The 23,628-nt window shown below is 67.1% G+C and carries 21 protein-coding genes and 1 tRNA gene; 15 read left to right on the top strand and 7 right to left on the bottom strand.

The annotated features are described in order from the left end of the window. From HOP12_07870 to HOP12_07810, 13 genes are all read left to right on the top strand, one after another. On the top strand, positions 1–660 hold a 660-nt coding region (locus HOP12_07870), incomplete at its 5' end, for a hypothetical protein (protein NOT34071.1). Then, on the top strand, positions 657–1,181 hold the full coding sequence (lspA, locus tag HOP12_07865) for a signal peptidase II (protein NOT34070.1): 525 nt from the start codon (positions 657–659) through the stop codon (positions 1,179–1,181). The genes HOP12_07870 and lspA, both read left to right, overlap by 4 nt. A 36-nt stretch (positions 1,182–1,217) precedes the next feature. Beyond that, positions 1,218–2,213, top strand: a complete 996-nt coding sequence (locus HOP12_07860; protein ID NOT34069.1) for an RluA family pseudouridine synthase — start codon at positions 1,218–1,220, stop codon at positions 2,211–2,213. 26 nt (positions 2,214–2,239) lie between these two features. Continuing rightward, on the top strand, positions 2,240–2,659 hold the full coding sequence (locus HOP12_07855) for an ATP-binding protein (GenBank protein NOT34068.1): 420 nt from the start codon (positions 2,240–2,242) through the stop codon (positions 2,657–2,659). 26 nt (positions 2,660–2,685) lie between these two features. Next, positions 2,686–3,105: a Holliday junction resolvase RuvX gene (gene ruvX / locus HOP12_07850; protein NOT34067.1), complete on the top strand. Its 420-nt coding sequence runs from the start codon at positions 2,686–2,688 to the stop codon at positions 3,103–3,105. Further along, positions 3,102–4,187 (top strand): endolytic transglycosylase MltG, encoded by a 1,086-nt coding sequence (gene mltG, locus HOP12_07845; protein ID NOT34066.1) that lies wholly within the window; start codon positions 3,102–3,104, stop codon positions 4,185–4,187. The genes ruvX and mltG overlap by 4 nt, the downstream gene beginning before the upstream one ends. A gap of 448 nt (positions 4,188–4,635) precedes the next feature. Further along, positions 4,636–4,836, top strand: a complete 201-nt coding sequence (locus HOP12_07840; GenBank protein ID NOT34065.1) for a hypothetical protein — start codon at positions 4,636–4,638, stop codon at positions 4,834–4,836. Next, a tRNA-Val gene (locus HOP12_07835) sits at positions 4,827–4,902 on the top strand. Before HOP12_07840 ends, HOP12_07835 begins: the two co-directional genes overlap by 10 nt. A 315-nt stretch (positions 4,903–5,217) precedes the next feature. Then, entirely contained in the window at positions 5,218–5,925 is a 708-nt protein-coding gene (locus tag HOP12_07830; GenBank protein NOT34064.1) for a hypothetical protein, read from the top strand. 135 nt (positions 5,926–6,060) lie between these two features. Further along, on the top strand, positions 6,061–6,789 hold the full coding sequence (locus HOP12_07825) for a hypothetical protein (GenBank protein ID NOT34063.1): 729 nt from the start codon (positions 6,061–6,063) through the stop codon (positions 6,787–6,789). Positions 6,790–6,924: 135 nt separating this feature from the next. Beyond that, positions 6,925–7,650, top strand: coding sequence for a hypothetical protein (locus HOP12_07820; GenBank protein ID NOT34062.1), 726 nt, complete (start codon positions 6,925–6,927; stop codon positions 7,648–7,650). A gap of 497 nt (positions 7,651–8,147) precedes the next feature. Continuing rightward, a complete protein-coding gene (locus HOP12_07815; protein NOT34061.1) occupies positions 8,148–8,879 on the top strand; it encodes a hypothetical protein in 732 nt (243 codons plus the stop codon). Positions 8,880–9,008: 129 nt separating this feature from the next. Beyond that, the gene (locus tag HOP12_07810) at positions 9,009–9,785 is read left to right on the top strand and encodes a hypothetical protein (protein ID NOT34060.1); all 777 of its coding nucleotides are present in this window, start codon (positions 9,009–9,011) and stop codon (positions 9,783–9,785) included. On the opposite strand, the gene HOP12_07805 is transcribed toward HOP12_07810, so the two are convergent. Together HOP12_07805 and HOP12_07800 are read right to left on the bottom strand one after the other, a co-directional pair. Then, positions 9,782–11,620 (bottom strand): hypothetical protein, encoded by a 1,839-nt coding sequence (locus HOP12_07805; protein NOT34059.1) that lies wholly within the window; start codon positions 11,618–11,620, stop codon positions 9,782–9,784. The two genes, HOP12_07810 and HOP12_07805, sit on opposite strands and share 4 nt — an antisense overlap. Positions 11,621–11,700: 80 nt before the next feature. Then, positions 11,701–13,095, bottom strand: a complete 1,395-nt coding sequence (locus HOP12_07800) for a peptidyl-prolyl cis-trans isomerase (GenBank protein NOT34058.1) — start codon at positions 13,093–13,095, stop codon at positions 11,701–11,703. A 193-nt stretch (positions 13,096–13,288) separates the two neighbouring features. On the opposite strand from HOP12_07800, the gene HOP12_07795 reads away from it, so the two are divergent. Both HOP12_07795 and HOP12_07790 read left to right on the top strand, forming a co-directional pair. Beyond that, positions 13,289–17,461, top strand: coding sequence for a hypothetical protein (locus HOP12_07795; protein NOT34057.1), 4,173 nt, complete (start codon positions 13,289–13,291; stop codon positions 17,459–17,461). 10 nt (positions 17,462–17,471) lie between these two features. Next, positions 17,472–19,412, top strand: a complete 1,941-nt coding sequence (locus HOP12_07790; protein NOT34056.1) for a hypothetical protein — start codon at positions 17,472–17,474, stop codon at positions 19,410–19,412. Positions 19,413–19,495: 83 nt separating this feature from the next. Here the strand turns inward: HOP12_07790 and HOP12_07785 are convergent, their stop codons facing one another. The 5 genes from HOP12_07785 to HOP12_07765 form a co-directional block, all read right to left on the bottom strand. Further along, entirely contained in the window at positions 19,496–20,215 is a 720-nt protein-coding gene (locus HOP12_07785; protein ID NOT34055.1) for a hypothetical protein, read from the bottom strand. Between the two features lie 182 nt (positions 20,216–20,397). Next, positions 20,398–21,270: a purine-nucleoside phosphorylase gene (locus tag HOP12_07780; GenBank protein ID NOT34054.1), complete on the bottom strand. Its 873-nt coding sequence runs from the start codon at positions 21,268–21,270 to the stop codon at positions 20,398–20,400. 5 nt (positions 21,271–21,275) lie between these two features. Then, positions 21,276–22,175, bottom strand: a complete 900-nt coding sequence (locus HOP12_07775; GenBank protein ID NOT34053.1) for an ABC transporter permease — start codon at positions 22,173–22,175, stop codon at positions 21,276–21,278. Beyond that, positions 22,175–23,089 (bottom strand): ABC transporter permease, encoded by a 915-nt coding sequence (locus HOP12_07770; protein ID NOT34052.1) that lies wholly within the window; start codon positions 23,087–23,089, stop codon positions 22,175–22,177. The genes HOP12_07775 and HOP12_07770 overlap by 1 nt, the downstream gene beginning before the upstream one ends. A 224-nt stretch (positions 23,090–23,313) precedes the next feature. Further along, positions 23,314–23,628 (bottom strand): heme ABC transporter ATP-binding protein (locus HOP12_07765; protein ID NOT34051.1); only part of this gene is annotated, 315 nt, incomplete at its 5' end.

The raw sequence follows: 23,628 nt of genomic DNA, 5'->3' as shown, positions 1-23,628 counted from the left end.
GGCCGAGCCGCCGCAGCGCGCGCGCTCGCCGCGGCGCCGCGCAGCGTCACGGCGGCCGAACTCAAGAGCGGAAAGCAGGTCAAGACCGGCAAGTCGATCGTTCGCGTGTTGCAGCCGCGCGTACTCGAGTCGCGCCCGATCGGCGCACTGCCGCCCGAGGCCATCGCCCGCGCCGTGAGTTCGCGCCCCCTGGTCTCCACGCCTCGCCGCGACGCGCCGGCCGCGGCGCGCACCCCGCGTGACCATTCAGCCACCGAGCGTGGAGTCGAAGGCGTGACGGAAAAGGACCGGCCGGAATTCGAACGATTGCTGCTGGCCGAGCGTCAGCGCGTCATGAAAGAGATGGGCTATCTCGAGAGCACGGTCCTCAAAGTGAACCAGCGCGACAGCGCCGGCGATCTGTCGGGCTACTCGTTCCACATGGCGGACGTCGGAACCGACGCGATGGAACGTGAAAAGGCGTTCCTGCTCGCTTCGAGTGAGGGCCGCCTGTTGATGGAGATCAACGAAGCGCTGCGCAAGCTCTACGCGGGCGAGTACGGCCGCTGCGAGATCTGCGAGCGCACGATCGCTCGCGCGCGGCTCGAGGCGATGCCGTACGTGAGGCTGTGCTTGTCGTGCAAGGAGAAGGAAGAGCGGGAGCAGCGCGGCGTCTCATGACCCAGTCCCTGCTGCGGCTCCTCGTGATCGCAGCGGCGATCGTCGGTCTCGACCAGTGGACCAAGGACTGGGCGAGCCGGGCACTCGCGGGTCGCCCACCGGTCGAAGTGATCGGAGAGCTGGTGCAGCTCACCTTCACTCGGAACTCCGGCGTCGCGTTCGGACTCGGAGCCGGAGTCAAGTTTCCGTACTACATCTTCTCGATCGCAGCGGTGGCGGCGATCCTGTGGCTGTTTCTGTCACGGCGCGTACACGGTTTCGCACGTCAGCTCGCGCTCGCCCTGGTCATGGGGGGCGCGGTCGGAAATCTGATCGATCGGCTCGCCACCGGTGAGGTGGTGGATTTCATCCTGCTGAGCTGGCGGCAGTGGCAGTTTCCGGTCTTCAACGTGGCGGACTCCGCGGTGACGATCGGCGTCGTGCTGTTCGCCCTCGCGCGCTCGCCGCACGACGCGCCTTCGATCGCCAAGCTGCCGGCCGATGATCCGGCCGGTGTCGGCCGCGATCCGGCTGCTTCCTAGAGGTCGCGCCACGGCCCCGCCGCGGCGACCGACATCATGGCCGAACTCCAGCGCTATTCGGTGGACGAATCGATGGCGGGCCAGCGGATCGATCGCTTCCTCGCTGCCGCGCAGCACGATCTCTCACGCTCTGCGATTCAGCATCTGATCGAGGCGGGAAGCGTGCGCGTGAATGGCGCAGAGGTGCGCGCCTCGCATCGCTTGCGGCTCGGCGAGGAAGTCGTATTGCAGCCGCCTCCCGACCGAGTTCTCGAGCTGATTCCCGAGGACCTGCCGATTGCGGTCGTGCACGAGGACGAGGACGTGATCGTGATCGAGAAACCCGCCGGGCTCGTGGTGCACCCGGGCGCGGGGGTCCGCACCGGCACGCTCGTCCATGCGCTGCTCCATCGCTACCCCGAAATCGCGACGGTGGGCGGCCCCGGACGGCCCGGCATCGTGCATCGGCTCGACCGCGACACGACCGGCCTCATGGTGGTGGCGCGCAGCGCGCGTGCCTACCGGGTGCTGGTCGAATCGTTGCGAGCGCGCCACGTGAAGCGCGGCTACGGCGTGCTGATCTGGGGCGACCCGCGCGAGGCCCAGGGCACCGTCGAGGCTCGCATCGGGCGAGATCCGCACGTGCGCACCCGGATGGCGGTGGTGCGCGGCGGGGGCCGCGTGGCGAGCACGCGCTGGCGGGTCGAGGAGCGTTTTGGCACCGCGTCTCGCGTCTCGGCACAGCTCGGCACCGGGCGCACGCACCAGATCCGCGTGCACTTCGCTCATCTGGGATTTCCGGTGATCGGGGACCCGCTCTACGGCGGCCGGAAAAAGGAGTTGTCCAGGCCGGCGGCCGAGCGTAGCCTCGCCACCTCGCTGTTGAGCGTGCTCGGGCGTCAGGCGCTGCATGCCGAGGTGCTCGAGTTCCATCATCCCGTACGCGGATCGTCGCTGAGTTTTCGATCGCCGTGGCCGGCCGACCTGGCCCGCGCCCTCGCGCTGCTTCGCGAAGGGCGGAACGGCACGCCTCCGACCTTCGACCCTTCATGACTCCAAAACTGCCGATATCGGAAGTCGTGTCCTTGCGCATCCCGAGCCGCCTCGATCTGCTCGGCGTGCTCGATCGAGTCGCGCAGACCCTGTGCGAACGCTGCGACTTCGACGAAGACGCATGCGCGCAGGTCAGCATGTCCGTGATCGAAGCCGGCACCAATGCCATCCAGCACGGTCACGGCCGAGACGCCTCGAAGGCGGTCGACGTGGAGTTCCACCTCGGTCCCGAGGAGCTCGAGATCCGGGTGCACGACGACGGCAAGGGATTCGACATCGGCAAGGTGAACGGCGACGTCACCTCGCCCGAGCATCTGCTCGACGCGCGCGGCCGCGGCATCTTCATCATGAAGGCGTGCATGGATCGAGTGGAGTACGAGTTCGGCCCCACCGGTACCTGGTGCCGGCTCTTCAAGCGCCGTCCGCGCAAGGTCGCCTCCGCCTGAGCTTGATCCTGGGACGGATCCTCGCGGTGGACTGGGGTGAGCGCCGCATCGGGCTAGCCATCAGCGATCCCACGCAGACGATCGCGACCGGACTCCCGACCGCGATGGTTCGCAATCTCGAGGATGCCGTGACCCGCGTGGCGGAGGTGGTGGTCGAACGGGAGGCTGAGCGGGTGGTGGTCGGACTACCGCTGCATCTGTCGGGGGAGCGCGGCGAGGCCGCACACGCTGCAGAAGCGTTCGCCGCACGACTCGCGGAGAAGCTCGCAATGCCGGTCGATACCTGGGACGAGCGACTCACCTCGGTGATGGGAACCCGGCGTCTGCACGAAACCGGCCGCCGCACCGGACACCATAAAGGCAGCGTCGATCAGGCGGCGGCCGTCGCGCTGCTCGAAGGGTTCCTGCGCCGGCTCGCGATCGCGCGCGAGGATGCCGGGCGATGACGCGCCCCAAGGCGTTCGGACCGGGACGCTGGGCGCTGCTGCTGTTGCTGGGCGCGGCGGTGCTGGTGGCTGCCGACCTGTTCCTGCCCGCGGGAGTCTCGCCGCTCGATGAGCGTCGCGTCGTGATCGTGCAGCGCGGGCAGTCGCTGCGCTCGGTCGGCGACGAACTCAAACGGGTCGGCCTGCTCCGCAGCACGGTCGGATTCCATGGGCTCGCACGGCTGATGGGACTCGATCGCCGCATCAAGGCGGGGCAGTACTCGTTCCGGCTCGGCACGACGGTGCCGGAGATTCTTCGACTGTTCGCCCGTGGCATGAGCGGTCTCAGCCTGGTGACGATTCCCGAAGGCCTCACGCTCACCGAGGTCAGTCTGTTGCTCTCGAATCATCTCGGGGTTCCGATTTCGTCATTCGACTCGCTCGCGCACCGTCGCGAGTTCCTCGATTCGCTCGGAATCACGGCACCGAGTCTCGAAGGCTATCTGGCGCCCGATACCTACGAATTCCTTCCGGACACTCCGCCCGAGGCCGCCTTCCGAACCATGGTGACGCGCACCCAGCGAGTGCTCAGGGATGCTGCAGCGGGGCGCGATTCGCTGCCGCACAATCTGACGCTCTATCAGGTGCTGATTCTGGCTTCGATCGTCGAGGCCGAGGCGCAACGCGAGTTCGAACGCCCCCGCATCGCGCGCGTCTACTTGAATCGGCTCGAGGCCGGAATGCGCCTTCAGGCCGATCCGACCGTCGGATACGCGATCGGCCGCGGACCTCGAACGCGCCTTTACTTCCGCGATCTCGGCTACGCATCGCCTTACAACACCTACACGCACGCCGGTCTGCCTCCCGGACCGATCTGCAATCCGCGACGCTCGAGTATCCTGGCGGTCCTCGATGCCTCTCCCGGGATTCGCGACTTCTACTTCGTCGCCAAGGGGGACGGGACGCACTGGTTCTCGCCCACCTACGAGGGGCATCTCGAGAACATTCGCCGCGCGCGCGCGCCTGCCGGACCTCCGATGGACTCGCTGCCGAAACGCGATTCGACGGATCGCAGCCCGGTGACGCCTCCCGCAGCGGGTTGAACCGGCCACGCGAACGGGTCGCCGACCTCGTCCGGAGGCTTCAAGACGGGTGCTCGAAATCAGCTAGTGACGGCACTCAAGTCTCTGCGCTATCGTTACGTAGCACTCGACCTCTCGTATTTGCCGTCCGGGAGACGGGACGAGAGTGTGGTGACAGCTCCCAGTCGACACGACAGGGATCTGCAAGAAAGCAGGAACCGCAGTCCGCTCCGTGGGGTTTGAGTCCTACGCCCCAATGGAGGCGGCGGCACAGGATGCGATCCACGCTGGGATCGAGATCGACGTGCCCCGGGCCCCTCACAAGGCACCGGCACAGCCGATGATCCCGGTTCGGTTCGCACCGACCCGTGACCATCGGCTGTTCGTTTCTCCGCTGCGGCGGGTGAGGAGCAGGATCGGAATGTCCACGAAGCCCAGTGTTACGCGACCGCGCAGCCTGCGGAAGCCAATGGAAGCTGATCTCGGGTTCTCCTGGGGATCTCTCAACACCGTGCTGTTGGGGTTGGGGGTTGGAGCACTGATCATCGGCTATCTTGCGCTCTCCAAAGGTTCTACAACCCTTGCGCCGATCGCGTTGGTGGTGGGCTATTGCGTGCTCATTCCGGCGTCGCTTCTTTTCCGCGGGCGGGGCGAGGAACAGGGCGAATAGCTCAGCTGGTAGAGCACTTGCCTTACAAGCAAGGGGTCACAGGTTCGAACCCTGTTTCGCCCACCATTTTCGGCAGATTTGCTTAGCTCAGGTTTCAGGATCAGGTCCGGGCCCTTCGGGCCACGGGCGCGGCAGTGAAACGGCCGAAAGGCCGGAGTAAAGGCACAATAGTTTCCTTGACAGCGCGTTAACCGGCCGCCTAGACTTTCTCCTGTCTTGGAACGCCTTGTTATCGCAAAAGATACCTGTGCCTGCATACTCGAACTCGATCGCTGACCGCGAGTTCGAAAGGAGGTGGCTCGCAGCCAGACCTGATTGCTTGCAACTGAGCCTTGCATGACTTCTTTCAGCAACAGGGACCCATTTTTTGGAGGTGCAACGATGACTGGTTCGGTTCGCAAGGCCACGCTCCTTGCTGTATGCGGCCTCCTCACCGCGAGTGCTGCATTTGCGGGTGTGCCGAGCGCTGGAACTTCGAGTCTGAATGGTTTGTTCATCCGACTCGGAAGCACGAACAACTCTGCGGTGGTTGAGCCGCAGGTCGACAAGAACATCGTCGTCCGTGATGCACTCGGCGGCGTGGTTCAGAACAGCACTGTCGAGATTCGCTTCGGCACCTGCACCAGCACCGGTGAGTTCCGCCTCTGTGGAACCCAGCCGCACGCGGGTGTCGGCGTCAGCTGTGTCGACAAGGCTGTTGTCGCTGTGACGGACGCCTCGGGCGTCGCCAATTTCCGTGTCGTCGGCCACGCTCTGAACGTGGGCGGTGGTACGAGCGGAGCTCCGGCTGCTGGTCTCGGTAACGTGCAGTGCGCCGAGGTTCGTGCGGACGGTGTGGTGCTGGGCTCGCTGCGCGTCAAGGCGTTCGATCAGAACGGCGCCGCCGGCGTCAATGCCGTCGACGTGTCGCTCGTCCTCAACGATCGCTTCAGTGTCGTCGGTGGTCCGTTCAGCGCGTCGTACCGTTCGCGCTCGGACTTCAACGATGACGGCTTCGTGAATCCGGTCGATCTCTCCACCGAGCTCAACGTTCGCTTCTCGAACGCTTCGCTCAACAGCTGCGCCGCCCTGTCGGTCTGCGCGCCCTAGGGCAACGCTCACCGACTCGCGGTGTGGAGCTGTGACTCCAACCCGAGAGGTGGTGATGGCTGAAGATTCGATTGCGTCACCGATTCACCGGTAACAATTCCCCCTGAAAGTCTTACGAGTCCCCTGGAGGCAACAATGAAGAAGCTTCTCGTGCTTACCTCCGCGCTTCTGCTGATGGGAGCGTCGATCGCGTCGGCTGCAGCGCCGGGCGCGAACCTCGGCTGGACGAACTGCGGTCTGACCGCGACGTCTTCGAACATCGCGCTGGCCTGCGACGACAACACGCTCACCCGTAACCTGATCGTGTCGTTCCGCGTGCCGAACGCCGTGTCGGATTTCGTCGGTGTCTCGACCGTGATCGACGTCGCGGTTGCTGGTGGCGCTCTGCCGGCGTACTGGCAGCTGGGTGCCGGACAGTGCCGTGAGGGTTCTGTCGCCCTCGGAACCGTCGGCACGCTCGGCGGCTGCACGAACACTTACTCCGGTGCCAACCAGGCCGGCGGCTATGTGTTCGACAGCAGCCAGGGCCCGAACCGTATCCGTTTCCGTGCCGACTGGGTGCGTGACACGGGCGGTGCGCTTGTGGCCAACACGCTGTACTCGGGCCTCGTGCTCGGAATCAGCACGGTTGGCGCGTTCGACGAAGGCTTCGGCTCGTGCGCAGGCTGCTCGACGCCGGCGTGCTTCGTGCTCAACGGCTTCGAAGCGTTCAGCCTGCTCGGCGGTTCGCTGGGCAACTACGGCGCCGACGTCCGCAACTGGGCGACGTACCAGGGTGGAATTCCTGGACCTGGCGGCGAGTGCCCGGGCGTGACCCCGACCCGCAGCAACACGTGGGGTGGTGTCAAGGCTCTGTACCGGTAGTCCAAGCTTCACTCTTCAAGCGAACGGGCGATCGTCGTGAGGCGGTCGCCCGTTTCGCCTTCTGTGCCGCTTTGCTCGCCTCTCCTCGAGCAACATTCTCCCCCGAACGTTTATCGAGTCCCCCCGGAGGCAATCATGAAGAAGCTTCTCCTGCTCAGCTCGGCGCTCCTGTTGTTTGGTGCGTCGATCGCGTCGGCGGCAGCGCCGGGCGCGAATCTCGGCTGGACGAACTGCGGTCTGACCGCGACGTCTTCGAACATCGCGCTGGCCTGCGACGACAACACGCTCACCCGTAACCTGGTCGTGTCGTTCCGCGTGCCGAACGCCGTGTCGGACTTCGTCGGTGTCTCGACGGTGATCGACCTCGCGGTCGCAGGTGCCGCACTGCCGGCTTACTGGCAGCTGGGTGCCGGACAGTGCCGTGAGGGTTCTGTCGCGCTCGGAACCATCGGCGCGCTCGGCGGCTGCACGAACACCTACTCAGGTGCCAACCAGGCCGGCGGCTATGTGTTCGACAGTGCCGCTGGCCCGAACCGTATCCGTTTCCGCGCCGACTGGGTGCGTGACACGGGCGGTGCGCTTGTGGCCAACACGCTGTACTCGGGCCTCGTGCTCGGAATCAGCACGGTTGGCGCGTTCGACGAAGGCTTCGGCTCGTGCGCAGGCTGCTCGACGCCGGCGTGCTTCGTACTCACCGGATTCGAAGCGTTCAGCCTGCTCGGCGGTTCGCTGGGTAACTACGGCGCCGACGTCCGCAACTGGGCGACGTACCAGGGTGGAATTCCCGGCAGCACCTGCCCGGAACTTCCGACCCCGACCCGCAGCAACACGTGGGGCGGTGTGAAGGCCCTGTACCGGTAGTCGAGCTTCGCAGTTTTCACGCACGGGCGATCGTCGAAAGACGGTCGCCCGTTTCGCGTCAGGACGGCGACCTCGTCCGGACACGCTTCACCGCTCGCAGAACGGTTCGCCCCACGGGTCGTTGCCGCCCCAGCCGGTCGAAAACGATGTCTACAGGTGCTGCGGTCGCAGGCCGATAACCCCGAAGCCGACACACGCTGGAAGTGCGAGGCACGGTGAGGTTCGGGGCAGAGGCGGACTCGCCGTTGAAGACGGGGCTTCGGCCGTTGCGGTGGGGGCGATGCTGAGCTATCGTCCCGCCTGCGAAGTGGTGGGTGGGTGCGAGGCGACTCGCGCAGACCCATCGCGGCGTAAACAGCCGAACACGGAGACCACGAAACCGTGGTTCGGGGAGACCGGGCTCAATGACGAATGAGGGATCGTTCGGCAAGGCCTCGTCGCGCGCCATAGCGGCCGTGAATGAATCCCCGTCGTTCGACACTCTGCCGGAGGGAACCATGCAGAAGCTACTCGTTGCAGCGCTGGCCGCCACCCTTCTCACCGCTGCGGCCGCTCACGCTGCCGTTCCGGGTTCGAATCTGGGTTGGACCAATTGTGGTATCACCCCGACCAGCGAGAACCGTGTCTTCGCGTGTGACGACAACGCGGCCACGTTCAACCTGGTGGGTTCGTTCCGCGTCGCGAATGCGATCGCGGACTTCGTCGCGGTTTCGGGCGCGCTCGACATTCGCGTCAATGATGCCGGTACGCCCGCGTGGTGGTCGTTCTCGACGGGCGGCTGCCGCGAAGGTGCGATGGCGGCCTCATCGGTCGGCACGCTCGGCGGTTGCACGAACCCGTACAGCGGCTCGAATCAGCTGGGTGCGCTCGTGATCGAACCCTCGTCGCTGGGGCCGAACTACCAGCGAATTCGTGTTGATCAGATCCGCGATACGCCGTTCGCGCTGACTGCGAACACGCTCTACTCGGCCTTCATGCTCCAGATCAATTCGTCGGGCAGCTTCGACGAGGGATTTGGTGGCGTATGCGCCGGCTGTGCCACCGCCGCGTGCTTCGTGCTGAACTCGCTCGAGGTGTTCTCGAACGCCGATCCGTCGATCACGTTCGAGTCGGCCGACGTTCGCAGCTGGGCGACCTACAACGGCGGCCAGGTCGGGGCGGACATCTGCCCGATCGGCACCCCGACGCACAACCGCACCTGGGGTCAGATCAAGGCGCTCTACCGCTAGTTTCCGGTCAGCGCGCAGTCAAGAAGCGGGACGGCTTCCACCGAAGCCGTCCCGTTTCCGTTACCATTTCGGGCGGAATCGCCTCCGTCGCTCCCGTGAATCGCCGATTGCCGAAAGGACTCCCGAGCTTTGAATCGACTGCTTTGGATCGCCGCGTTCCTGGCCGTGCCATTCGCTTTCCAGCCCGATCGCTCCGAGGCATCGACGTCTCGTAAGGCAGCGCCCACCGCCGTCAAGGCCGCGGCTGCCGTGTCGGCTTCCACCGACTCCGCGATGCGCGTGCCGCCCAGCCTGTTCCTCAGCTGGCGAGCACCCCACGGGGTTTCGCGCGCGGTCGAAAACGTGGTGATCGAATGCTCGGGGGAGGCGAGCCCGGAGACGCTCTACGTGAGCTACGACCCGGGGCAGTCGAGCGAGACCTTCATTGGAATGGACATCTCGCTTTACTTCCGGGCGACTCGCGGGGACTCCCTGAGCTCCTACTGGAGTTTCGGCGGCGGCACCATGAACCGTCGCAACATTCGCATCGAGTTTCCTGCCGACAGCTCCTGGGGACTTCCACGCGGGTTCCGCGCACAGGGCATGGGAGCACCGAACTACCGCCGCACCCGCGAAAGCGGGCAGCTGGAGGTGATCTTCGCGGTACCGCTCGATCAGGCCGCCCCGATTCGGCCCGGACAGGTGTACTGCTTCGCCCGCATCATTTTTCCGGCCGCTTCGCCGATGGACGAGAACTGCGGGCAGCCGGTGTGCATCGAGTTCCAGCGCGGCGAATTCAGCTTCAGCGAATTCGGCGACGGGACCAGCGTGCTGGGCCGCCCGGTGCGCCGCTTCGCGAGCTGGAACTCACCGGCTTCGAAGGTGTGCGCCGAGTTCCGCGCCGCACCCGGAAGCTGGACTCGCTAGTTTTGACTCGCCGACAGGCTCGGATCGCGCAGCGTGAAGCGCTGCAGCAGGTCATCGCGCCGAAGGATCGGGATCTTCTTGCGTTGACGGGCCAGGAAGGCATCCAGCAGTTCGTCGGCCCTCTGATTCTGGAGCGCGGAGTCGACCATCGAGTACGCCTCTTCGAACGACAGCTGGTGGCCGGGATCGAAGTCGAGTGACTGCAGAACCAGGTAGTCGCCCTTCTCGTCCGGACCGTTCAGCAACAGCTCGCCCGGCTTCAAGTCCTGGAACAACTGGGTGTGGAAGGTCTGACCCTCTTCGTTCGCGCGCATCTCGCGGATCGAACCGCGACGCGGACGTCTGGCGATCGAATCCGCGCGCACGAACTGATCGAGCCGCGCTCCGGCTTTGAGCTGCGCGACCACCGAGTCGGCGGCACCTTGGGTCGAAAATGCCATGACGGCATACCGCACCTTCGGATACGTGATGTACTGAGCGCGGTGCTGCTCGTAGAAGCGCCGTGCGTCGGACTCGCTCACCGACACGTAGTTCTGCACCGAGTCCTGGAACAGCCGATCGACCATCAGCTCCTCGCGGCGCTTCTCGATCCACTCGACCGCCAGCGGGTCCTTCGCATAGCCGCGTTCCGCGGCCAGCAGGGCACGCTGAGGCTCGAGCACCACGGCGTCGATCTGCTGCCGCAGGCGGTCCGGCGTGTTCACGGCGGGGCGTGCGACCGGATTGACCGAGCGGTACGCCTCGACGAACTGTGCGAGCGTGAATCGGCCGCCCTTGAAGCGCGCCAGCACCTTGCTGGTATCGGCGAGGTCGAAGCGCGGCATCTGGGCGCCGAGCGAGATCACCGGGGCGCCACCGGTGCTCGAGATCTTCATCGTTTCCTGAAACTGGTTCGCCGTCCACACCACGTTCGCGGTGTCGTAGACCATCTCGATGCGATCGCGCAGCAGCCGCGAGATCGTTTCGGTGCGATCGCCCATGCGTGGAGCACGCATCATCTCGCGCAGTCGCGGCGCGACGACGCCGAACGGCGGCGGTGTGACCACACGCGTGTCGGTGCACTGCACCAGGTGGACGCCGTTGGAGTCCTGCCACGGATTCGAGATCTCGCCCTTCTGAAGCCGGAACACTTGCTCGGCCATGATCGGATCGCCGGTGGTGCGCTTGACCCAGCCGGCATCACCGTCCGCACTCTTGCTCGCGAGCTGGTTGTACTGCTTGTAGGCCGATTCCCAGGTCATTTTCTTGGCCACCAGCAGATCCCGCACCTGTTCGGCCAGCGCACGGTTTCGAAACGCCATTTCACGCAGGCGGATCTCGGTGCTGAGCATCGAGTGCAATTCCCGCAGATCCGCATCGGTCACGACGACCGAGTCGAGTACCGAGCGCTTGTAGAGCACGTTCGAGAGCACCCGATCCGTGTGCTCGCGCATCGAGGCGCGTTCGGCGAAATCGAGCGGGCGGTTGCGATCGCGAGCGACGCGTGCCAGCACCATGCCGTTCTCGAGCGTCTGCATGAACTGGAGACGACCGAGACTGTCGGTGTCGGGGCGCTGCTCGGGGTAGGACGAGTAGAAGCGGCGGATGTACTCGCGCACGGTCACCTTCTCGGTACCAACCTGAAGCAGCAGCGTGGTGTCCGGGATCTCGTTTGCGAGTTTGTGCTCGGGCTCGGGCGCCGGCTTCCAGCCCGGGGCCGCCTTGCCGGAACTTCCGGACGCCGGCGGGGTGGCCGAAGTCTGGGCGTGCGCGATGTGAGGCGAGAACGCGAAGCAGACGATCGCGACGAGCATCATTGGAAAGCGAGGGCCAACCGGCCGGCGCGAGGTGATCACCAGAGTTCTCCGCAAGTACGAGTGAGGCCGAAAGAGGGGGGAGCGAAGCCGTGAGAGCTTAGGAATCACGGTGAACAGGGTCAAGGATGAGACGCCGCGATGTCGCCCGCGCGTGGATGGATTTGCACCGCCGTGTCACGGCGCAGTCGGTCGAGGTACTCGCGCATCAGTCGCTCGCCCTCGATGCTCGAATACTGGCGCTCGGCCAGCGTCCGGGCCTCCTCGAAGGTGCGATGGCGGCGGGGGCGATACTCGAGAACGCGTGCGACCCGCCAGCCGCCGGCGACCGAGTCAGGGCCTACGGCGGCCCCGGGCCCGACACGATGCGCGAGTGCGAACAGCGCGCTGTCGGACTCGGCCGTGATCTCGGTGCGGTATTCGACCCCGCCGCGGCGACCGCGCGCGATCAGACTGTCGGCACGTACGCGATCGCGCAGCTCCATGAACATACTCGAGGCCTGCGCGCGATCGGGCATCACGAGCTTCGCGAGCTCGTAGCGATCCGGGATGTCGAAGTCATCGACATGCTGCGCGTACCACGCCCGGATCACGAGCGAATCGCGATTCATCTTGCCGTACACGTCACGCTGCACCAGGCGGTTGACGCTCAGGAACTCGCGCCGATCATCGAGCCGGTGGATGACATCGGCACGTCGTTCCGGATGCTGTTCCGAGGCCACGCGTCGCAGCCAGCGTTCGAAGATCCCGTTGCGAGCCAGATCGAGGATCTGTTCCGATGAGTTAATTCGCGGCCGCGACATCGGGTCGGTGCGCCGCCAGTGCTCCAGCAGATCGCTGGCGCGAAAGGGACCCTCATCCGAACTCACGAGCACGCCTCCGGTGTCGGCCGGCGGGATGTTCGGCAATGCTCCGAGGAGTCGCACCTGCGCCATGATCGAGGAATCGGGGCTCGGGCGCGGCAGGGCGCCCCAGAGCTCCGCCAGGCGCGAGGCAAGTCCCTGATCGTACTGGCAGTGGAGCGCCGGGATGGTGCGTTCCCGCAGCGCGATCCCCAGCATCTGAGGGTCCCGCAGGGTGTCGCCGCCGGCGAGCTTCTCGCGGGCCACGTCGTCCATCAGGCTGTCGAGCACCGCCCGCATCAGCAGATTGTCGCGGTAGGCCTTGAACTGGAGGCTCTCGGTGCGCGCCCACGCGACGCCTTGGTTGATCGCGCGTGCGGCGAGAAGCTCTTTGCCGATCAGAAGATCCAGAAACTCCCGGGCCGACTCCGGGGTAAGAGAATCCGCGCGCCCGGGCGGGGGCACCTGCCGCCACGCGGCGCGAAACGCCGCCACCGTGACGGGCCGGTTGCCTCCCACGACCGCCAGCACGGTGTCGGGTAGGGTTCCGGAGCGTAGAGCGCCGCGTCGGGCGACGGGCGCGGCCGACGGTGCGTTCGCCATCGCGATCAGCGCCACGACGGCCGAGCAGACCGCCATCCACCTGCACATCGAGAATCGGAGCGACCGACTCATGCCTCTCCTCCTGCCAGTTGGGGCCGGCGATCCTACCATGCCTGCGCGCGCCGAGGTCCGCGGACGGTCCGGGCGCCTCAGTCTTGACCGCTCCCTTGCAGCGTCCATAAGCTCGCCCTTCCCGATGACCTCCCGCCCCCTGCTTCTCGCCCTCACACGCGGCGCTCTTACCGCGTGGCTATCGCTAGGCGCCTTGAGTCTCGCGGTCGCTCACGCACGGGCCGATGGCGTGCGGGTGATCGCCTCGGACGCAACCGGTGTGACGCTGCGCGTCGAACTGCAGGGCTTCGATCTGACTCCCGGAACGGAGACAGGTCGATTCCGGATCGGAGTCGCCGGCCTGCAGCGCACCGACGTCGCGGGCCGGCCGCCGCTCCCTTACGCCAGCACGCTGGTAGCGATTCCCCCCGGGGCCCGCGTCGTGGCACGCGTGATCGCTCGCGACGGGGAGGCCACGCGCGAGGTGCGGCTCGAGCCGAGCGCTCAGCCGGCCTTTTCGCCCGGACCCGCCGGCGGAAGCGAGATCCCGCGGCGCGATCCGGTGGCTCCGCTCACCGAGGGTCCCTGGCCGCTCGCGCAGGTCCAGGTCAGCGAGCCGTTTCCGTTTCGCCATCATCGGCTCGCCCGGGTCGCGATCCATCCGTTCTCCTACGACGAGCGCTCCGGCCGACTCAACTCGACGCGCCAGCTGGACGTGCGAGTCGACTTCGTGGGAGCGACAGGCTCCGCGCGCACCGCACTCGAAGGCGCCGTGGTGGCCCCCGACCCGCACCTCGATGCGGTGCTCGACCGCGCCCTCGCGAATCCGGCCCAGGCACGCGGGTGGCGCGCGGCGCCGCGACTGGCGCGTTCCGCACGACTGGAGCTGGGTCGCACCGGCGTCGGTGGTCGACTCGCGGGAGCCGCTGCGTTCGATGAAGGCTTCCCGGAAATCCGGGTTCGCGTCGACACGACCGGCTTCTACGGACTCGACTATCTGACGCTCTCGGCGGCCGGCTATCCGGCCGGCGTCCCGATCGCGAACGTCAGTGTCCATCGCCATGAGTTCGTCGACGGAGTGACACCGCCCTACGAAACGGTCGAGCTGCCGATCGACATGGACGACCGCAACGGCAACGGCGTGTTCGACGCCGCCGATCGCGTGTTGCTGAGTGTCCAGAACTGGGCCGAGCGCAGCGGCGTCTCGCAGGCGCAGCGGCAGTGGGGAGACGCCGAGGTGATCTACGTCACGCAGCTCGCAGGTTCCGGGTTGCGCATGCCGCGGCGTCCGAGCTGGCGCAATCTCACCGGGCTCACGCCTCCGGCATCGTATCCGTGGCGGCAGCGTTTCGAGCGCAACTTCTCTTTCAATCGGATTCCGCTGGACACGCTCAGTGATCGCTACTACTGGGTCGGAGAGCTGACGTACTACAACCCGCCGGAGACGCTGTTCTTCGAGACCAACCATCTCGACAACTCGCAGCCGGCGCGGATCGACATGACGTTCCAGGGTCTCTACAACACCGGCCACGCCGTGTGGGCCGAGGTCCGAAACGGGACCGGCGCCACCCCGACGCGCTTCATCGACTCGCTGACCTGGAGCTTCAAGGTCGCGGCGACCGGCGGCTCGTCGTTCCCGGGCAGCGTGCTCGGTGCGGGACTCGTCAACCGAATCCGCGTGTGGGGCAGTCAGCCCGGCACGCCGAATCCGGTGACCAATGCGGTGGCGCGCGCGACACTCAACTACTTCGACGTCACCTACTGGCGTGCGTATCGCGCGCTGCGCAACAACCTCCCTTGCAACAGCGGCAATCTGGCCGGCGAGTACCAGCTGCGCGGCATCGCGTTCGCAAGCAGCCGGCAGGGCAAGGAGGTTCACGCCTACGATGTGACGAACCCGCAGAGTCCGGTCGCACTCGACGTCGTCGACACGCTCGCGCAGGTCACACCCGGCGCCACGCTTGGCGAATACAACTTCGACTGGCAGGACTCGACCGCGACCGGAGTGCAGCGCAAGTACGCGGTCTTCACGGTTCCGAAGCTGATTCCGGCCTCTCGAATGAGTGCCGTGACGCGACGCCAGCTCACCAGCGCAGCAGGCGGCGACTACCTGGTGGTGGTGCCGGAGGCGTTTCTCGCCGCGGTGCAGCCGCTGGTCGCGCACCGTGCCGCGCAGGGACATCGCGTGGTGGTGGCGCCCGCCGAGGGGATCTACGACGAGTTCAACGGCGGTCGCAAGTCCCCGCATGCGATCAAGCGCTTTGCGCGCTTCGCGTTCGAGAACTGGAACAGCTTCTACGTGCTGCTGGTGGGCGATGCGAATCAGGATCCGCAGCGCTTGCTCAGTACCTCGAGCATCGACTGGATCCCGACGCTCGACATCGCGGGTCCGGTCGGAGTGGCGCAGGGGCGCGAGCTGATCCCCGCCGATCCCTGGTACGGCTGCATCGACAACACCTGCGACGTCGACGACGTGATCGCCGACGTGCCGGAACTCGCGGTCGGCCGGCTGCCGGCGCAGAACGCGCAACAGGTCGTCGACATGGTGAGCAAGATCGTCGGCTACGAGGATTTCACTCGCGAGCCCGAGTGGCGCCGCAAGGTGCTGTTGAGCGCCGACGACGCATTCTCGGGCGAATCGTTCTTCGGCGGTGGCGGCGGCTCGTCCGGCTACTGCTTCAACGGCGCCGAGCCGGTGTTCGAGGAAATCAGCGATACGCTCGCACGCGTGATCGCGGAGCAGTCGGGACTCGCGCAGACGCAGATCGAGAAGTTCTATCTGCGGCAGTACCTCGCCGGCGAGCCGCAGACCGGCTGCCGGCCCGACCTGCCGGCGGTCCAGGGTCGCACGCATGCCGGCGTCACGCCGCAACTGCTGTCGCGCGTCAATGCCGGCGTGATGTGGTGGAACTACCAGGGACACGCGAACGAGTTCGTGCTCGCGCACGAGGACCTGTACGTCAACCAGGCGGGCAACGACGACTCACGCAACCTCGCGAATGGCGACAGCCTGTTTCTGTTCTCGGCGTTCTCATGCCACGCGAACGCCTTCGCGCGCGCCGGCGACAACGAAGACGAGCGTGGTCCGAGCCTCGGCGAGGACATGGTGTTGCTGCCGGGCAGTGGCGCGATCGCTTCGTGGGCGTCCTCGGGCTACGAGATCATGCCGGGCTTCGGTGGCCAGCACGTGAACACCGCACTGGGCCGCGCGATGTTTCGCGATCCTCCGTTCGATGCCACGTTCGGTGAAGGCGTCAGCCCCTCGCAGCGCGGCTCGCGAGTGGTGCTCGGAGAGGTCATCGGTCTCGCGCTGCTCAATTACGTGAGCCCCTTCGGCGGCGCCGAGCGCGGCGTCGGCATGACGTACAACCTGCTCGGCGATCCCGCGACTCGGCTCTCGATCGGCCGTCCGCAGGCGGTGGTGAAGGCGAACGAGACCGTGGTCACGAGTGGACTCGCAGTCCGCCTGCAGACGCCCGGCGATACCCTGCGGCTCGATGCCGACCTGATCTCGAACGTGCAGATCACCGCCGTGGTGCTCGAGCGCCAGCGCGGCGCCGTCGTCGACACGATTCCCTCCACCGACTACACGCTGACGCCGGCGTTTCCGGACACGGGCGTCGGCGGCTCGGGAGGGCGCCGTTTCCGGCTGGTGCACCGCACCACGCTCGCACCGGTCGACGTTCGCTACGTGTTCCGCACCGTCGATCGCTACGGGGTTTCGAGCAGCTTCGAGGTGCCCTTCGAGTTCTTCACGCAGCTGCGACTGTCGGGTACTCCGACCGCGAACGGCGATGCGGTGCCGCCGACCGCCGAGTTGTCGCTGCTGGTGCTGTCGCCGACTCCGATCGATCCGAGCACCGAGCTGACGCTCACCGTCGGTTCGCAGGCGCAGGCCTTCACCCCGACGCCCGCGAACGGCGACGCGTCGGGGCGCGAGTGGCTGCTGTCGTGGTCGCATGCCCCCTATTCGGTGGGCAGCTACGACGTGCACCTCGAGGTCGCGGGCGGCACGCCGCGCGACCATTCATTCCGCGTCACGGTCGGCGTCAGCGAGATGCGGCTTGTCAGCGCGCTCAATTTTCCAAATCCGTTCGAAGAGAAGTTCGGCACGCACCTGTCGTTCGTGCTCGAGTCGGGAGCGCCCGCCGACGTGCTGATCCGCATCTTCACGGTCAGTGGACGGTTGATCTACGAACGCGTCGAGCACGGGCTCGCGCCCGGTTACCACCAGATCCCGTGGGACGGCCGCGACACCGAAGGCGACGTGATCGCGAACGGCACTTACCTGTGCCGGGTGGTCGCGAAGAACCCCGCCGCCCAGGCCAGCACCACGCTTCGCATGATCAAGTTGCGGCGCCCGCGCGGCGTCGACGAAGAAGGTTGAGCCGCCGACCATGAGACCGGCCGCCCTGTGGATCGCCGTGCTGGCTGTGGCACTCGCCGCGCCGAGCGGGCACGCGCGAGGAGTCGTCAAACGTGAGAATCCGGCCGCGGTTGCCGTGCCCGCGGTCGACACGCTGAGTGCAGCCGAGCAGCGGAGCCTCGCGCTCGCCGAGGATGCGCGGCGCTTCGAGCCCGAGCTGCGCGCCGGCCTCGCGGATTCGCGCGCTGCGGTCCGCGCCCGCGCGACCCTCGCGGTCGGGCGGCTGCAGGATTCGACCACCGTGCCCGCGGTGTTGTCGCTGCTCGCGGACAGCGTCGCCGAAGTGCGGCGCGAAGCGGTGTTCGCGCTCGGCCAGATCGGCCACCGCTCGGCACGCGGAGCGCTCGAGCGCCGCGTTCTGGACACGGATTTCGAAACCGCACGACTCGCGGTCGAGGCGCTCGGAAAGCTCGGCGATCGGGCCGCGACACCCGCGATCCTGCCGTGGCTCGGCGCGCCCGACGCCCGGCGTCGTGCCGAAGCGGCGGTCGCGTTGTGGCGGCTCGCGGACTCGACGGCCCTCGACGCGTTGCTGTCGCGTCACAACGATCCCGATCCCGAAGTCCGATGGCGCGTGCTGTGGGCGCTCGAGAAGGTGGTGGCGCCGCAGCGCGTGCTGTTGATCGCGGCCACCCACGTCGAGGACGCGTCGCCGCGTGTGCGGGCCTACGCCGTGCGCACGCTGGGTCGGCAGAAATCGCCACGTGCGAACGCGTACCTCATGCAAGCACTCGCCGACGCCGAGCCGGCGGTGGTGATCAACGCGCTGCGGGCGCTGACCTCGATCGGCGACACCGCGTGCCGGGAGTGCGCCGATGCGGTTGCGCGACGCTTGACGGCGCCGGATCCCTACGTGCGCGTGACCGCGGCGACCGCGCTCGGCGAGCGCCCGTTGCTGACAAGTGCATCGCCGGCGGATCGTGACTCGGTGTTCGCGGCGCTGGCCCGCGGGCTGTCGGATTCCGACGCCGCCACCCGCGGCCAGTGCGCGCGTGCATTGCTGGTGCATCGCGGCGACTCGGCGTGGACGCGGGTCGAATCGGTGCTCGAGGACTCGTCGGTCTACGCACGGGTGAATGCGATGCAGGGACTGGCCGGCGTGCAGACGCCCGAAGTGCGGCGCTGGCTCGAGGCGCGACTCGACGAGCGCTGGCCCCTGTTCGTGCGCACGACCGCGGTCGACCTGCTCGGTGAACGCCGTGATCGCGCGGTGGCGCCCCGCCTGCGCGCGGGCCTCGCCGATCGCGAGGTGTTGTTCGCCGCCTCGTGCGCGGCCGCGCTCCAGACGCTCGGTGACTCGGCCAGCGTTCCGGATCTGGTACGCGCGTTCGCGACCCGCGCGGCAGCAGCGGATGCCGACGTGCGGAACGCGCTGCGAGACGCGGTGCGGGAGCTGGCGGGACGGGGCTTCGCGGACAGTCTCGAACGCGCGCATCCGGCTCCGACTGTGAGGCCGGCCCCCGAACCCGAGTTCGCAACCGCTTCGAGCGCCCGCGGCGCGGTGCTGCACACCACTCGTGGCGAGATCGAGTGGAGCTTCTTCAACGCCGAGGCGACTCAGACCGTGAAGAATTTCGTGCGGCTCGCCGAGCGCGGCTACTTCAACGGACTCGCGGTGCATCGCGTGGTGCCCAACTTCGTGATCCAGGACGGCGATCCGACCGGCACCGGCTCCGGCGGCCCCGGCTACACGATTCGCTGCGAGTACAACCGACTCCGCTACGAGCCCGGCATGGTCGGCATGGCGCTCTCGGGCAAGGACACCGGCGGCAGCCAGTGGTTCATCACGCACTCGCCGCAACTCCACCTCGACGGTCGCTACACGATCTTCGCAAGGGTCGCGCGGGGACTCGACGTGGCGAGCCGAATCGTCCAGGGCGATCGCATCGAGCGCGTGGAGATCCTCCACTAGCCGCGCACCGGGTGCGGACCGCGAAGACGCAAAAAGGACCGCCCGCGAGGGCGGTCCTTTTTAGTTGCAGATTCGAAACCGGACTACCGGTACAGCGACTTCACCGCGCCCCACGTCGCATTGCGGGTCGGCGTCGCGCCGGGACAGTCACCGGTGCCGCCCTGCCAGGTCGCCCAGTTGCGCAGGTCGCCCTGCTCGATGATCGCGACACGGCCCTGGCTGAGACTGAACAGTTCGGCCGCGTTGACGACGAAGCACGCCGGCACGTTGCAGCCCGCGCACATGCCGAAGCCGTCGTCGAACGAGGAGGCGGTCGACAGCTGGAGCAGGAACAGCGCGTTCATGGTGTTGCTCTGGAATGCCGCCGGTGTGTCACGCACCCAGTCGAGGCGAACACGGAAGCGATTGGGAGCCGAACCCGGCTCGATCACGAATCCGCCGGCCTGATTGGAGCCCGAGTACGGGTTCGTGCAGCCCGCCAGCACGCCAAGCGTTCCGAGCCCCAGCGCACCCTCACGACAGCCACCCGGTCCGAACTGGAACCAGGCCGGAATCGAGGGGCTACCGACCGTCACGTCCACCGCCGCCGAAGTGGCGACGAAGTCAGCGATCGTGAAGCCGAGCTGGCCGGAGGCGACCAGGCTGAAGCTCGTCTGGTTGTCGTTGCACGCGAAGGTGCGATCCGAACCCGCGCCATTGATGGTGCAATTGGCGTAGTTCAGATTGAGCCCCGGGACCGCGGCGGCGGCGATGCTGGCGCCAGAAACGAGGAGAACAGAGGTCAGAGCGAGTAGCCGTTTCATGTGTTTCCTCCGAGGGGGTCCCGACGGTGAGTCGGGTCGGTACTGGGGGTTTTGGGCCGGGCCGGAAGCAGATGCACTCCCAGAAGGCCTCTCGCCATTTGCCCGAGTGGGGGCGAACGGCAGGTCAAGGCTACCGCAAGGAGAGTGGGTTCGGGAAGCGCAAAGTGCGCCGGAACAAGCGGCTAAGTCGCCAATCTTGTTCGGCGACTCCGCAGAAACTGCCCCAGAAGCGTCCGCAGCCGCCCGGCCACGCGATCGGCGACCTCGGTGACCTCCCGATGGGTCAACGGAGTCGGGGAGAGCCCGGTGGCCTGATTGGTGATGCAGGAGAGGCTCGCGGTGGCAGCGCCCAGCTCGGCTGCGACCGTGACTTCGTGCACGGTGCTCATGCAGGCCACGTCGGCGCCGATCTCGGCTGCCATTCGGACCTCGGCCGAAGTCTCGTAGGTCGGACCGTGCCCGCCCATGAGAACTCCTCGATGCACCCGGGTGCCGGTTTCGAGCCCTGCCGAGACCAGCGCCTCGCGCAGCTCGGGATCGTAGTAACTCGCGACCCGACGCCCCATCCGGCGTTCGGCCAGTTCGTGCGGTTCGAAGAGTCCGCGCCGGCCGATGCCGTTGATGTGGTCCGTCGCCACCATCACGTCGGCCGGCTCGAAGCGCGGATTCATGGCGCCGACCGCGTTGGTGAAGATCATGGTGCGCGCCCCGAGCGCCATCATGACGCGAACCGCGAAAGTCACGCGATCGAGCGAATAGCCTTCGTAGCGATGGCTGCGGCCCGCGAGCGCGACCACCGGCACACCCTCCCAGAGCCCCAGCACCAGGCGCCCGCGATGCCCGGATACGGTCGAGGCCGGCCAGTGAGGAAGATCGCGGGTCTCGAACAGCGTCGCGTCCTCGATCGAATCCAGGACACCACCGAGCCCCGAACCCAGCGTGAGCCCGACGCTCGGGACCCGCGGGCTTCGAGCACGAATCGCCGCGACGGCCTCGGCGACGCGCTGGCCGAGATGTTCGGGAACGCCGGGCAAGGCGGCGGAATCGATCGTCATGGGATTCAGGCCTTTTCCGGGTCGAAGGGGGTTCCGAGTGCGCGTGGCGCCTGCGCGCGTCCGATGAATCCGGCGAGGGCCAGCATGGTCACCAGATACGGGAGCATCTGCAACAGCTCGCTCGGAAACGCCGATCCCTGTAGCGCGATCTGCAGCGCTTCCGCCGCACCGAACAGCAGGCACGCGGCGGCCGCGCCGATCGGATTCCACTTGCCGACGATCATTGCCGCCATCGCGATGTAGCCCCGGCCGGCCGTCATGCCGTCAGTGAACGATTGCTGTTCGCTTGCGAGCCACGCACCTGCGAGGCCCGCGAACAATCCCGAAATCAGAACTCCGGCCCAGCGATAGCGTGCCACCGAGAGTCCGAGCGAGGCCCCGGCCTGCGGGTGCTCGCCCATCGAGCGCAGGCGCAAACCGAATACGGTGTCGAACAGGACGCGGTGCGCGATCAGCACCATGGCGACCGCGATCCACAGCAACGGAGCGCCGAGCACCGGCCCGAGCGCCGGCAACGATTCGAGTGCCGCGATCGGCTCGAAGCCCGCCACTCGCTCCGAGTGGGACGAAGAGTGGAACACCGCATTGAGCACGAACTTGGTGAGCCCGGCGGCGAGCAGATTGATTCCGAGGCCGCTCGTGATCTGATCGGCGCGCAGATGCACCGTGATCCAGGCGTGGAGCGCGGCCGTCAGTGCGCCCGCGGCGAGCGCGCCCGCGAGTCCCGCCCAGGGTGAACCGGTGGGCCACGCGGCGAGCGTGTAGCCGAGCGCACCGTTCAACATCATGCCCTCGAGCCCGATGTTGATGACTCCGGACCGCTCGCTGTAGGTCGCGCCGATCGCCGCCAGGGCATACGGCACGCTGATGCGAAGTGCGGCGGCGAGGAACGCGAGCGACTCGATCATGCGAACTTTCTCAAGCGTCGCTCGGCGACCGCGGCGATGCCGATGGCGGACAGGATCACGAGCGCCTCGAGGATGTTGACGAGTTCGCGCGGGACGCGGGCGTTGATCGCGAGTCCGCCGTGACCGAGCACTCCGAACACCAGCGCCGCGAGCACCACTCCGAGCGGATGATTGCGTCCCAGCAGGGCGACCGCAATGCCCAGGAATCCGACGCCGCCCGAAAAGCCCAGCTCGAAGAAGTGTTTGTAGCCGAGCACGAAATTCGCTCCGCCGAGTCCCGCGATCGCTCCCGACAGTGCGAGCGCTCCGACCTGCGCGCGCCCGACCGCGACGCCTCCGTACTCGGCGGCACCCGGACTCAAGCCGAGGGTGCGCCACTCGAATCCGCGCCGGGTGCGGAACAGCACGAATCCGACCCACACCGCGAGCACGACACCGAGTGCGAGCGTGAAGTTCGCGGGTGAGCCCTTGAGCGCCGGCAGCAGCGCCGAGAGGCGCGGAATGTGGGCGCCTGCACCGATCTCGGCGGTGTGGACGGTGGCGGGCACGAAGTGTCCGTGGCCGAGGTAGGAGACGAGCGCGAACGCGATGAAATTCAGCATGATCGTATTGATGACTTCATGAGCGCCGAAACGCGCCTTGAGCCATCCGGGGATGGCGCCCCATAACGCGCCCGCACCGGCCGCCGCCGCCAGGCACAGCACCAGCAGGAGCGGAAACGGCCCGTCCTTCCACGCGACTCCGACCAGTGCGGCGGCGAATGCGCCCAGGTAGAGCTGCCCCTCGGCTCCGATGTTGAACAGCCCGGCGCGGAACCCGAACGCCACCGCGAGTCCTGTGAAGATGAGTGGTGTGGCCTTGAACAGTGTCTGACCGATGCCGTATCCGGTGCCGAGGGTTTCTCGCAGCATCAGGCCGTAGATCTCGAACGGGTTCTCGCCGATCAGCGCGATGAAGACGCCTCCGATCGCAAACGCGATCAGCAGTGCCCCGAGCGTCGCCGCGAGTTCGAGCCGGGTGCGAAGCCGCGCGGCCGCCCTCGCCTCCGGCTGGGAGCTGGCGCGCGGGCTGGAGCCGAACCCGCGGGTTCCGCGCGTCACTCGTTCGTCGCGCTGTTCGTGCGGCGGCGGTGAGCTCAATCGCGGCTCCGTTCACGGCCGCACATGAAGAGGCCGAGTGTGCGCTCGTCGGTTTCGCCCGGCGTGGTCTCGTGAACCAGGCGTCCGGCGTGCATCACGAAGATCCGGTCGCTGAGCGCCAGGATCTCCGAGAGTTCGGAGGACACCAGCAGCACCGCGCGACCGGCGGCGCGGGCGGCGAGCAGGCGCGCGTGAATCGCGGCGACCGCACCGAGATCCACCCCGCGCGTCGGGTGCGCCGCGATCACCGCCAGCGCTTGACGCGACAACTCGCGCGCGACCACCAGCTTCTGCTGATTGTCGCCCGAGAG

The organism is Candidatus Eisenbacteria bacterium (assembly GCA_013140805.1).
Lineage (GTDB): Bacteria > Eisenbacteria > RBG-16-71-46 > RBG-16-71-46 > RBG-16-71-46 > JABFRW01.
Note: the sequence above shows the minus strand (reverse complement) of the source record. Positions and strands in the feature narration are given on the sequence as shown.